The organism is Olleya sp. NP1-10 (assembly GCF_055804415.1).
The window spans coordinates 235,435-248,004 of sequence record NZ_CM147840.1 but is presented as its reverse complement, the minus strand read 5'-3'; the positions used below and the strand labels follow the sequence as shown (position 1 = coordinate 248,004).

Sequence of the window (12,570 nt, the reverse complement as noted above, 5' to 3'; positions counted from 1 at the left end):
TTTATATATATTTGCTTAAACGTTTAAGCAAAAGTATTGTTAATACTTCAAAAATCAAAATATTAGTATTTTGATTTATTTTTTAGAATTTGGTTAAACGTTTAAGCAAACAATAACTAATTAAAAAATATAGGATGAAAAAAGTAGTAACTTTTGGAGAAATCATGTTAAGATTAGCTCCACAACAATTTTTAAGATTTTCTCAAGCATCTAGTTTTGATGTTGTGTACGGAGGAGGAGAATCTAACGTAGCAGTATCTCTAGCAAACTATGGTGTGCCTGTAGATTTTGTAACTCGTTTACCAAAGAATGATATTGGTGAATGTGCAATGATGGAAATGCGTAAAAGAGGAGTAGGTGTTGATAAAATTATATATGGTGGTGACCGTTTAGGAATTTACTTTTTAGAAACAGGAGCTGTAAGTAGAGGTAGTAAAGTGGTTTATGATAGAGCACATTCTGCTATTTCAGAAATCAAACCAGGAATGGTAGATTGGAAATCTGTATTTAAGGACGTAGCTTGGTTTCATTGGACAGGTATTACTCCTGCTATATCTCAAGGTGCTGCAGATGCTTGTTTAGAAGCTGTTAAAGTAGCTAGTGAAATGGGAGTTACTATTTCAACAGACTTAAATTATAGAGCAAAGCTTTGGACATTTTGTGATGAAGCCCATAGAGAAAAAATAATGACTGAGTTAACTTCTTACTGTGACGTTGTTTTAGGTAATGAAGAAGATGCAGAAAAACACTTTAATATTAAACCAGAAGGTTTAGATATTACAACACAAGGTCATGATGTGAAAGCAGAAGCTTTTTTATCGGTTTGTAAACAAATGATGGAAAAGTTTCCAAGAGCCAAAAAAGTTATTACAACTTTAAGAGGTTCAATTTCTGCCTCTCATAATACTTGGGCTGGTGTTTTATACGATGGTAAAAAAATGTACGAAACCCGTCAGTACCAAATTACTGATATTGTTGATAGAGTAGGTGGAGGTGATAGCTTCATGGGAGGATTAATTTACGGATTACTAAAATACCCAGAAGATGATCAAAATGCATTAGACTTTGCTGTAGCAGCTTCTTGTTTAAAGCACACAATTAAAGGAGATGCTAACTTAGTAACAGTTGCTGAGGTAGAAAAATTAATGGGTGGAGACGCTTCAGGACGTGTAGCAAGATAATATTATGGCAAATTTTACAAGAATACAAGTAGCAGAAGTTATGAAACAAACAGGATTAGTTCCGTTGTTTTATAATGGTGATTTAGAAATTAGTAAAGCGGTTGTAAAAGCGGTTTATGATGGTGGAGCAAGATTATTAGAGTTTACTGCTCGTGGTGATTATGCTCATGAAGTTTTTGGCGAACTTAATAAGTACGTTACAAAAGAATTACCAGGAATGATAATGGGAGTTGGATCTGTAACAGATGCTGCATCAGCATCAAGATTTATGGCTTTAGGAGCTAATTTTATTGTGACTCCAGTCTTAAGAGAAGATATTGCAATAGTCTGTAACAGACGTAAGGTCATGTGGTCACCTGGTTGTGGTACTTTAACCGAAATTTGTAGAGCAGAAGAGTTAGGTTGCGAGATTGTTAAGCTATTCCCTGGAGGAACTTATGGAGCCGATTTTGTTAAGGCTATAAAAGGTCCTCAACCTTGGACAAGTATTATGCCAACAGGTGGTGTCGCACCAACACAAGATAATTTAGAAGCTTGGTTTAAAGCAGGAGTTACTTGTGTAGGTATGGGATCAAAACTTATTGCAAAACAAAGTGATGGGACTTATGATCTAGATAAAATTAAAGCAATGACAGAAAATGCTTTAAAAATTATTAGTTCACTTAAATAATACGTTATTTAGCAAACTTAAATATAACCCTTCAATTTAGTATTGAAGGGTTTTTTTACTTAATGATGAATTACAATAAATCCATATTTTATATGATTATAAGTGCATTGGCTTTTGCACTTATGAATTTGTTTGTTAAATACCTTGAAGGTTTTAGCGTCTATCAAATTGTGTTTTTTAGAGCAATTGGGACCTTAGCTTTTACAATACCATTAATACTAAAACAGAAAATTCCTTTTTTAGGAACTCAAAAAAAACTTTTAGTAATTAGGGCTATTGTAGGTGTAATATCTTTAACCAGTTTTTTCTTGTCATTAAATCATTTAGCTGTTGGTACTGCTGTTTCATTACGGTATACAGCACCAATTTTTGCAGCTATTTTAGCGGTATTTCTTCTTAAAGAAAAAATTAAACCATTACAATGGATATTATTCTTAATAGCTTTTTTAGGAGTTTTAATTATAAAAGGCTTTGGAGAACAAATTAATACATTAGGATTAGTGCTAATATTTGTTTCTGCAATATCCAATGGATTAGTTTTTGTATTAATAAGAAAAATAGGAAAACAAGAAAGCCCATTAGTAATCATAAATTACTTTATGCTAACTGCATTAATTTTTGGTGGTTTAATGAGTATCTCTAATTGGAAAACACCAAGTCAAATAGAATGGCTAATATTATTAAGTTTAGGTGTTTTTGGGTATGTAGGACAGTTATATATGACAAAAGCTTTTCAAACAGGTAAAACCAGTATCGTTGCGCCTTTTAAATATGTGGAAGTTATCTTTACAATAGCAGTTAGTACTTTTTGGTTTCTAGAAAATTATAGTTTAATGGTGCTTTTAGGAATAGCCATAATAATTATAGCGCTTATTAGTAATACATTGTACGCTTCTAAAAAATAAATCTAATTATTTTGTTTTAAATAGTTGGTAATCTTTAATAAAGCTCCTGTGTTTTTATTAATGAAATTCTGATTTAGTAAACCAGTTTTAGACCTAAAAGCATCATCTATTATAAGTTTATTAAGATGCATGGTTAGTGTTTTTAAGTTGTCTATAGAAGTTACACCTCCATGTTTTATCATATCAAAAGCTTCAGGAAACTTAGCGTAGTTTTTACCAATTATTACAGGTATTCCAAAAACAGCAGGTTCTAGTATGTTATGCAAACCAGTATTACCCATTGCACCACCAACATAGGCAATGTCAGCATAGCTGTAAACTCTACTTAATAAACCAATAGTGTCTAGAATAAAAACGTCAAATTGTTTTAAATCTTGATGCTCTTTATTGCTAAATAATACAGATTTAACCTTTAAATTATCTTGTATAGTTTCAATCTGCTTAGATTTTATATTATGAGGTGCAATTATAAATTTAATAGCTTGTCCTTTGTGATTATTAATAAAATCTATCAGTAAGGTTTCGTCTTCAGGCCAAGAACTACCTACAACAATACACAATGTGTTATTTATAAAAGTCTTTATAAAGGGTAAGTTATTATCAATTTTTAATTGATTATTAACGCGATCAAATCTAGTGTCTCCAGAAACGGTTACTTGATTATAACCAATAGAATGTAGTAGTTTTTTAGAGTCTTCATTTTGAGTAAAAATATGGTCAAAAGCAAATAAGGCTTTTTTAGTTTGGCTACCATACCATTTGAAAAACGATTGATTATCTCTAAATACTGCCGAAATTAGTATGGCATTTAATCCTCTGTTTTTAATTTGTGATAAGTAATTTGGCCAAATTTCATATTTTACAAAAACAGTAAGATCAGGATTAACTATATCTATAAAACGTTTAGCGTTATTTTTACTATCCAAAGGTAAATAGACTACAATATCTGCAAACGGAGCATTTTTTCTGATTTCAAAACCTGAAGGAGAAAAAAGTCAAAACAATTTTATGTTTAGGGTAATCCTCTCTTAAAGCATTAAAAATAGGTAAGCCTTGTTCGTATTCGCCTAAAGATGCACAATGAAACCATAATGTATTATCATCTTTACTTAAATTCTTTTCAAGAATAGTAAAGGTTTCGCGTCGTCCATCTACACCAAGTTTAAGCTTGTTGTTAAACAAACTTAATAGCTTTAAGACTAGTTTTGCTAATTGGATAGCTATGTTATAAAGTAAATTCACGTATCTATTTTTGCTAAAATAAACAATTCATTGCTTAGCGTTTGGTATTTTTGTAAATTCGATAATTATAAATTAAAAGTAAAACTAAGTTTCTAACATTAGTTTACCACATATTTAAGCATGAAAAAAATACAAATGGTTGATCTTAAAGGTCAATATGCAGCTATAAAAAACGAAGTCGATAGTTCAATTCAAGAAATTATAGATAACACCAGTTTTGTAAATGGTCCAAAGGTACACCAATTTCAAAAAAATCTAGAAAACTACTTAGGCGTAAAACACGTCATCCCTTGTGCCAATGGTACAGATGCATTACAAATTGCAATGATGGGATTAGGTTTAGAGCAAGGTGATGAGGTTATTACAGCAGATTTCACCTTTGCAGCAACTGTTGAAGTTATAGCATTGCTTAAATTAACACCTGTATTAGTAGACGTTAATCCTGATGATTTTAACATAAGCATAGACGCTATTAAAAAAGCCATTACACCAAAAACTAAAGCAATTGTACCAGTACATTTGTTTGGTCAATGTGCAAATATGGATGCCATTATGCAAATAGCAAAAGAGCATAATTTGTATGTCATTGAAGATAATGCACAAGCCATAGGAGCAACTTATACTTCCACAACAGGAAAAAAAGCAAAAGCAGGAACAATAGGTCACGTAGCCTCTACATCTTTTTTTCCATCTAAAAATTTAGGATGTTATGGTGATGGAGGAGCCATTTTTACAAATGATGACGATTTAGCACACACCATCAGAGGAATAGTAAACCATGGTATGTATGAGCGTTATCATCATGATGTAGTAGGTGTAAACTCTCGTTTAGATTCTATTCAAGCAGCAGTATTAGATGCTAAATTACCAAAATTGGATAGCTATAATAATGCACGACGTGATGCAGCAAGAAAATACAATGCAGCCTTTGCAGATGTGCCACAAATTACAACACCTAAAACAGTAAATAATTGTGAAGGTATATGTGATACATGTGACTGTCACGTATTTCATCAATACACTTTAAAGGTAGATAATGTGGACAGAGATGCATTGGTAAAACATTTAAATGCCAATAATATACCATGCGGAGTATACTATCCAATTCCGTTACATTTACAAAAAGCATATAAGGACGAGCGTTATAACGAAGCCGATTTTCCAGTAACTAATCAATTGGTAAAACAAGTTATTTCATTACCAATGCACACCGAGTTAGAAGACGATCAAATACAATTTATAACAACAACCGTTAAAGATTTTATAGCAAATAATTAGAGCGTTACCACAAGGGTCGCGCTGTCCGCTTAAATCTTTTTTTGCCATTTGTGGCAGCAAAAAAAGGATACCGCTACCATCCCTAACGCGCCAACCAGCCAATGAAGATACTAGTTACAGGAGGTTTAGGATTTATAGGCTCACACACTGTTGTGCAGCTTCAAAAAAAGGATACCAAGTAGTAATTATAGATAATCTATCAAATGCCTCATTGGATGTTTTAAAAGGGATTGAGGCAATAACAAATCAAGTACCACTTTTTGAAAAATTAGATTTAAAAAATAAAACAGCAGTTCAGCAATTTTTTAAATCGCATCAAGACATAAAAGGGGTTATACATTTTGCAGCAAGTAAAGCAGTTGGAGAAAGTGTAAATACCCCTTTAATGTATTACGAAAACAACATAACAACATTAACCTATTTATTACAAGAGTTAATAAAGCTTAAAATATCAAGTTTTATTTTTAGCTCTTCATGTACCGTATATGGTCAAGCAGATGTCATGCCAATTTCAGAGTCTGCACCAATAAAACCTGCATTATCACCTTACGGTAATACCAAACAGATAGGTGAAGAAATAATAAAAGATACGTGTCAAATAAATGCTGATTTAAACAGCATTGCATTACGATACTTTAACCCAATAGGAGCGCATCCATCAGCAAAAATAGGAGAGTTACCTTTAGGTGTTCCTCAAAATTTAGTCCCTTATATTACTCAAACTGCAATTGGTAAAAGACAGCAGCTGTCTGTTTTTGGTAGTGATTACCCAACAAAAGACGGAACCTGTGTTAGAGATTATATTCATGTCGTGGATATTGCAGATGCACATGTTGTTGCCTTACAAAGATTATTAGACCATAAAAACAAAAGTAATTTTGAAGTCTTTAATCTAGGTACAGGCAAAGGAAGTACAGTATTGGAGGTTATTCAAGCATTTGAAACCGTTTCAAAACAAAAACTAAACTATAAAATTGTAGAACGTAGAGCAGGAGATGTTGTTTCTGCTTATGCAGATACTTCAAAAGCAAATTCAGTATTAGGCTGGACAGCACAATATAATTTAGAAGACGCAATGCAATCGGCTTGGAATTGGGAAAAAGCAATTAATTAGGATTAATAAATCCTAAGTCAAAGTTGTCTTTGATTATCAATCTAATAATTTAAGCGCCTTTGTTTTATTGTATTGATATTAATGTGTTGGTTAACAATATTTTAAACTTTGTGGTTCGTTATTGGTTAATATTCTTGTTTCCTTTGTGTCTAATGCAAATGATACAATAATGAAATTGATTACAGTAAAACGTCAGACAAGACAAGAAAACAGATTTGCTCCCAAAATGGGACGATTAAGCGCCAAAGTGACTTATATTAAAAAGCACATGTTAGGCATACCAATTCTAACGCTTCATAAATATCGTGAAACGTACTACGGAGAAGTTAAAGATTGCAGAGATTGTAACCTTGCTAGATAAATAAAAAAAGCCTCGATTAAATCGAGGCTTTTTTTATGCTTTTTCTTAATAAAACTGCCAACTATTAGGCAGCCCATTCCTACCATTACGGAGACATCAGCAATATTAAAAATTCCGGTTCTAAATACACCTCCAAAATCTATGTGTAAAAAATCTGTAACTGATCCATACACTATTCTATCGTAAACGTTAGCAATTCCTCCACCAATAATACAACAAAAACCAACTAAGGTCATTGTATCCATGGTTTTGTCTTTAATAATATGTCTTAATACTAAAGCTAAAACAACAATAGGTAATACTAATAATAATGCAATACGTAATGTAGGACTAAAGTCACTACCCATACCTAAAAAGGCACCTTTGTTTTCAACATTATGAAGTGTAAAATACTGTCCAAATATTTCGGTTTCAGTTCCAGCAATAACATCTGCTCTAACAATAAATTTAGACACTTGGTCTAAAACAATGTTAAGCAGTATCAGTCCAATAATAAGTATGTTTCTACTACTCATTATTCTTTAATTTCAAGAGTTGCAGATGCAGTTTGTGCTTCCCTGTTTATTTTTTTAACTAACCCTTGTAATACTTTTCCAGGACCAACTTCAGTAAATAAAGACGCTCCATCTGCAATCATTTGTTGTACAGATTGAGTCCAACGTACAGGAGCTGTTAATTGAGATATTAAATTGGCTTTAATTTCGTTTTCATCAGTAATTGCTGTAGCAGTTACATTTTGATAAATAGGACAATTAGGCTTGCTAAAAGTTGTGTTTTCAATAGCTGCAGCTAATTCTTCTCTAGCAGGTTCCATCATTGGAGAGTGAAACGCACCTCCAACTGGTAACATCAAAGCTCGTCTTGCTCCAGCGTCTTTCATTGCTTCACAAGCACGTTCTACAGCACTTACCTCTCCAGAGATTACTAATTGTCCAGGACAATTGTAATTTGCAGCAACAACAACACCTTCAATTTTAGAACAAATGTCTTCAACGATATTGTCTTCTAAACCTAAAACGGCTGCCATAGTACTTGGCTGTATCTCGCAAGCTTTTTGCATGGCTTGAGCACGTTGTGAGACTAATTTTAATCCATCTTCAAAGCTTAAAGCTCCAGCAGCTACTAATGCAGAGAATTCGCCTAAACTATGTCCTGCAACCATTTCTGGTTTAAAACTATCACCTAAAGTTTTTGCTAAGATTACAGAATGTAAAAATATAGCAGGTTGTGTTACTTTAGTTTCTTTTAATTGTTCAGCAGTACCTTCAAACATAATGTCAGTAATGTTAAACCCTAAAATTTCATTAGCATCTTCAAATAAATGTTGTGCTTCTGGTGAGTTTTCGTATAAATCAAGACCCATTCCAGTAAATTGAGCGCCTTGACCAGGAAATATATATGCTTTCATTTGTGTGTTTTAATATTTTAAACAAAAATAGGGAATATATCTTAAAACCATAATTGGTTTTAAGTCTTCTATGTCATCCTTAAATTTATAATTGTTTTGTTGCAGCTTCAGCACAACGTTCGCCATCCATTGCTGCACTAATAATTCCGCCTGCATAACCACCACCTTCACCACACGGAAAAAGATTTGTGATTTCTGGATGTGCTAAAGTTTCAGTTCTTGGGATACTAACAGGTGATGAGGTACGTGACTCTACACCAATAATATTTGCCTCTTCGGTATAGTAACCCTTCATTTTATCGCCAAAAGCTTTAAATCCTTTTCTTAATGAGCTTCCTATCAATTTAGGAAACAAACTATGTAAAGGTGCACTTTTTAAACCTGGTTGGTATGAGGTTTCATTTAAACTGTTAGATAGCTTACCTTCAACAAAGTCTGTCATGCGTTGTGCAGGAGCGACTTGACTTCTTCCTCCTGCGGTAAAAGCCAATCGTTCTAAATCTTTTTGAAATTCTAATGCTTTTAATGGACCAAAGTGTTCGTATTTTTTAAGATCACGATCTGCATTAATTTCTACTACAATACCAGAATTAGCAAATTTATTATTTCGTCTTGAAGGTGACATTCCATTAACCACAACCTCACCATTTGCAGTTGCAGCAGGAACAATAAATCCACCTGGACACATGCAAAAACTATAAACACCACGTCCATTTACCTGCTGTACTAAGCTGTATGAGGCAGCTGGTAATAAATCAGGTCTTGGACCTTCACAATGGTATTGAATGCTGTCAATAATATGTTGAGGATGTTCTGCTCTAACACCCATTGCAAAAGATTTTGCTTCAATAGCAATCTTTTTATCGTGTAGTAAATTAAAAATATCTCTTGCAGAATGTCCTGTTGCTAAAATAACTTTGTCAGTTATTAGTTCTTCTCCATTTTGCAGTTGGATAGTTTTAATTGTATTATTTTTAATAGTAAAATCCGTAACACGTGTATTAAAGTGGACCTCACCTCCGTATTTTATAATATTTTCTCTAATGTTTTGTACAACTTTAGGTAATTTATTAGTCCCAATGTGTGGATGCGCATCTACTAAAATTTGATCGGTTGCACCATGGTAAACTAGGTTTTCAAAAATACGACGTACATCACCACGCTTTAAGCTTCGTGTGTATAATTTACCATCACTATAAGTACCTGCTCCGCCTTCTCCAAAACAGTAGTTAGAATCTTCATTTACAAAATGGTCTTGATTAATAGCTTTTAAATCGCGACGTCTGTCTTTAACATTGGCACCACGTTCTAAAACAATAGGTTTAAAACCAAGTTCAATACAACGTAAAGCAGCCCACATTCCTGCTGGTCCAAAACCAATTATATGTATTGGTTTAGCTTTAGAAACATCTTTGTAATCAAATGTATAATCTGAGGTTTCTGGTACAGGTTGATTTATAAATACTGAAACTTTATAATTGAAAATAATTTTAGGTTTTCTGGCGTCAATGGATTTTCTTAACACCTTAATACCAGTGATTTTATCTCTTGAAATGGATAGCCATTCCGCAGATTTTTTAATTAAAATATCTGGAATTTCTTCTTCTTTTAAAGAAACACGTAATTGAATGTCTTTTACCATACTGCAAAATTAATCAAATTTGAGATAAAAATCTTATTGTAAATTTTATCTTATTAAACTATTTGTTATTGGTCATTACATATTACTTTTGTAGTCTACAATTTTTAAAATAAAAGACTTTTGATTTCTAAATCTACCATTGACCAAGTATACGAAACTTCTAGATTAGAGGAGGTTATTGGCGATTTTGTTCAGCTTAAAAAAGCAGGAACTAATTTTAAAGGTTTAAGTCCGTTTTCAGACGAGCGTTCGCCAAGTTTTGTAGTGTCACCTGTAAAACAAATTTGGAAGGATTTTTCAAGTGGAAAAGGAGGAAATGTGGTTGCTTTTTTAATGGAGCATGAACATTTTACTTATCCTGAAGCTATTAAATATTTAGCTAAAAAGTATAATATTGAAATTGAAGAAACAGAGCAGTCTGACCAGCAAAAGCAAGCTCAAGATAAACGTGAAAGTCTATACTTAGTTAGTGAGTTTGCTAGTAAGTATTTTCAGAACATTTTATTAAACACAGATCAAGGTAAGTCTATTGGATTAAGCTATTTTAAAGAGCGAGGTTTTACAGATGAAACTATCAAAAAATTTAATTTAGGATATAGTTTAGACCAATGGAGTGCTTTTACTGATGCAGCTTTAAAAAAAGGTTATAAACTAGAATTTTTAGAAGCAACAGGATTAACTATTGTTAAAGAAAACAAACAGTTTGATCGTTTTAAAGGACGTGTGTTGTTTCCTATACAAAGTATGAGTGGTCGTGTTTTAGGTTTTGGAGGACGTATACTAACCAACGATAAAAAAGCAGCTAAATATTTAAACAGTCCAGAAAGTGATTTGTACCATAAAAGTAAAGTTTTATATGGTATTTACAATGCAAAGCAAAGTATAGCTAAAGAGGATAATTGTTATTTGGTAGAGGGTTACACAGACGTTATTCAGTTTTATCAAACAGGAATAAAAAATGTTGTGTCTAGTTCTGGTACAGCTTTAACTAGCGATCAAATTAGATTAATTAATCGATTGACAAAAAACATTACTGTACTATTTGATGGTGATGCAGCAGGTATGCGTGCGTCTTTAAGAGGTATCGATTTAATTCTTGAACAAGGTATGAATGTAAAAGTTTGTACTTTTCCTGAAGGCGAAGATCCAGACAGTTTTGCAAAGACAAATACGCTTGAAGAATTAAAACAATATTTAGACGATAACGCTAAAGATTTTATACAATTTAAGGCTTCAGTATTATATGAAAGTGCTAAAAATGATCCGATAAAAAAAGCAGAAACGGTTAGAGATATTGTTAATAGTATTGCTAAAATTCCGGATAGAATTAAAACCGAAATTTATATTCAAGAGTGTGCTAGAATCATGGATATTAGCGAAGAAGTACTGTTTACTACCTTAGCACAATTAACAAAAAAGGAAGAAACAGAAGGTGCTAAGCAATCCAAAAGTGCAAAGCCAAACCAAGCATTTGAAGTTATTAAACCTCAAGCACCTGTTAAAAAGGTAGATGTACAATACGAGCTTGAACGTAAAATAATCGAAATTTTATTACTGTATGGTGATCGTACAGAGGATTTTGAAGATTTAATATTAAAAGAAAACGATAAAGGTCATTTAGAGTTAGAACCAATCATACAGCAATCTAAAGTATTTGAAAAGGTGTATTTGGACCTTCAAGAAGACGAAATGGAGTTTTTAAACCCAATGTTTAAGGATATATATTATGCTATAATTGAAGCTTTAAATCAAAACCCTGAGTTTAAAATTGAAAATATCATAAATACTATAGACCCTATTTTAGCTTCAGAAATCACTTCTATTTTAATGGAAGATGAGCGTTATGAGCTATCAGATTGGGAACGCAATAATATTTTTCCTAAGACAAAAAAAGACACAGTGTCACAGCTTGTAAGTGAAACTATTTTGACATTGCGTTGTTTTTTGATTGATCAAAAAGTAACGCAGTTTCAAAGAGAAACCCTTCAAGATAAAACTATGATAAACCGAGAAATCCTTGAAGAAGTCAAGGATTACTCAGGTTTAAAAATGTTATTGTCTAGAAAGTTAAATAGAGCTTTGTAACTCCAAGCTTTTAGATTGATTAACCAAATCAATTAGATTTGTAACATTAAGTTTTTTCATTAACCTAGCTCTGTAGGTACTTACTGTTTTTTCATTAATTTCTAGCTCTTGTGCTATTTCTTTGTTTCGCTTTCCATTAGATAAAAGTTTTAAAACTTCTACTTCTCTAATAGATAACTTTTTGTAGTACGTGTTTTTGCCAGAGTTTTTATCTAAAGCTATTTTTTTAGAAAGATTAGGACTAATATAGATGCCTCCTAAATACACCTTCATGACAGCCTCTTTTAATGTTATTAAGTCTGTAGACTTATTAACGTAGCCATCAGCACCAGCTTTAATAGCACTTATTGCATAAACCTCTTCTTGCTGTGCACTGTAAATAATTACCTTTAAGTCAGGATGTTCTTTCTGAAGACGTCTTAATACACTAATACCATTAAGTTTAGGTAAGTCGATTTCACAAATTAAAATGTCAGTAGTATACTGTTTTAAGGCGTCAAATATAGCTTCGCCATCTGCAACAGTTTGGACAATTTTAATGTCTCTAGAGTTTGCATAAATCAATTCCATTCCCTTTGTAATAATGGGATGTTGATCTGCAACCATTAGTTTAACCATGGTCAAATTGTTTTTTAAAGTACTTCTTAAAAAAGTACAAGTTATAGAATAATAATAGCATCGTAA

The 12,570-nt window shown here is 32.4% G+C and carries 10 protein-coding genes and 2 pseudogenes; 7 read left to right on the top strand and 5 right to left on the bottom strand.

The genetic code is table 11. The features are described from left to right. Positions 1-134 precede the first annotated feature (134 nt). The 3 genes from AC0L4B_RS01200 (at position 135) to AC0L4B_RS01190 (ending at position 2,756) form a co-directional block, all read left to right on the top strand. Positions 135-1,181 carry a sugar kinase gene (locus AC0L4B_RS01200; RefSeq protein WP_028290173.1) on the top strand — a complete coding sequence of 349 codons (1,047 nt, stop codon included), beginning with the start codon at positions 135-137 and terminating at the stop codon, positions 1,179-1,181. Between the two features lie 4 nt (positions 1,182-1,185). Next, positions 1,186-1,851 carry a bifunctional 4-hydroxy-2-oxoglutarate aldolase/2-dehydro-3-deoxy-phosphogluconate aldolase gene (locus AC0L4B_RS01195; RefSeq protein WP_473438195.1) on the top strand — a complete coding sequence of 222 codons (666 nt, stop codon included), beginning with the start codon at positions 1,186-1,188 and terminating at the stop codon, positions 1,849-1,851. A 62-nt stretch (positions 1,852-1,913) separates the two neighbouring features. Next, positions 1,914-2,756 (top strand): DMT family transporter, encoded by an 843-nt coding sequence (locus AC0L4B_RS01190; RefSeq protein ID WP_473438194.1) that lies wholly within the window; start codon positions 1,914-1,916, stop codon positions 2,754-2,756. 2 nt (positions 2,757-2,758) lie between these two features. Here the strand turns inward: AC0L4B_RS01190 and AC0L4B_RS01185 are convergent. Beyond that, positions 2,759-3,998: pseudogene (locus AC0L4B_RS01185) on the bottom strand (3-deoxy-D-manno-octulosonic acid transferase). Between the two features lie 120 nt (positions 3,999-4,118). Here AC0L4B_RS01185 and AC0L4B_RS01180 point away from each other — a divergent pair. The 3 genes and pseudogenes from AC0L4B_RS01180 (at position 4,119) to AC0L4B_RS01170 (ending at position 6,751) form a co-directional block, all read left to right on the top strand. Beyond that, positions 4,119-5,276, top strand: a complete 1,158-nt coding sequence (locus tag AC0L4B_RS01180) for a DegT/DnrJ/EryC1/StrS family aminotransferase (protein ID WP_473438193.1) — start codon at positions 4,119-4,121, stop codon at positions 5,274-5,276. Positions 5,277-5,377: 101 nt separating this feature from the next. Continuing rightward, positions 5,378-6,390, top strand: a pseudogene (galE, locus tag AC0L4B_RS01175) (UDP-glucose 4-epimerase GalE). 169 nt (positions 6,391-6,559) lie between these two features. Next, a complete protein-coding gene (locus AC0L4B_RS01170) occupies positions 6,560-6,751 on the top strand; it encodes a hypothetical protein (RefSeq protein WP_473438192.1) in 192 nt (63 codons plus the stop codon). Here AC0L4B_RS01170 and lspA read toward each other — a convergent pair. The 3 genes from lspA to AC0L4B_RS01155 all read right to left on the bottom strand — a co-directional run bounded on the left by lspA (position 6,706) and on the right by AC0L4B_RS01155 (position 9,801). Next, complete coding sequence (gene lspA / locus AC0L4B_RS01165; RefSeq protein WP_473438191.1) at positions 6,706-7,266, bottom strand: signal peptidase II; 561 nt, start codon at positions 7,264-7,266, stop codon at positions 6,706-6,708. The two genes, AC0L4B_RS01170 and lspA, sit on opposite strands and share 46 nt — an antisense overlap. After that, positions 7,266-8,159 carry an ACP S-malonyltransferase gene (gene fabD / locus AC0L4B_RS01160; RefSeq protein WP_473438190.1) on the bottom strand — a complete coding sequence of 298 codons (894 nt, stop codon included), beginning with the start codon at positions 8,157-8,159 and terminating at the stop codon, positions 7,266-7,268. Before fabD ends, lspA begins: the two co-directional genes overlap by 1 nt. 85 nt (positions 8,160-8,244) lie before the next feature. Beyond that, the gene (locus AC0L4B_RS01155; RefSeq protein ID WP_473438189.1) at positions 8,245-9,801 is read right to left on the bottom strand and encodes an NAD(P)/FAD-dependent oxidoreductase; all 1,557 of its coding nucleotides are present in this window, start codon (positions 9,799-9,801) and stop codon (positions 8,245-8,247) included. A 120-nt stretch (positions 9,802-9,921) separates the two neighbouring features. Here AC0L4B_RS01155 and dnaG point away from each other — a divergent pair, with 120 nt between their 5' ends. Continuing rightward, positions 9,922-11,886, top strand: a complete 1,965-nt coding sequence (dnaG, locus tag AC0L4B_RS01150) for a DNA primase (RefSeq protein ID WP_473438188.1) — start codon at positions 9,922-9,924, stop codon at positions 11,884-11,886. On the opposite strand, the gene AC0L4B_RS01145 is transcribed toward dnaG, so the two are convergent. Then, positions 11,869-12,504, bottom strand: a complete 636-nt coding sequence (locus AC0L4B_RS01145) for a response regulator (protein WP_473438187.1) — start codon at positions 12,502-12,504, stop codon at positions 11,869-11,871. The genes dnaG and AC0L4B_RS01145 overlap by 18 nt on opposite strands. Positions 12,505-12,570 lie beyond the last annotated feature (66 nt).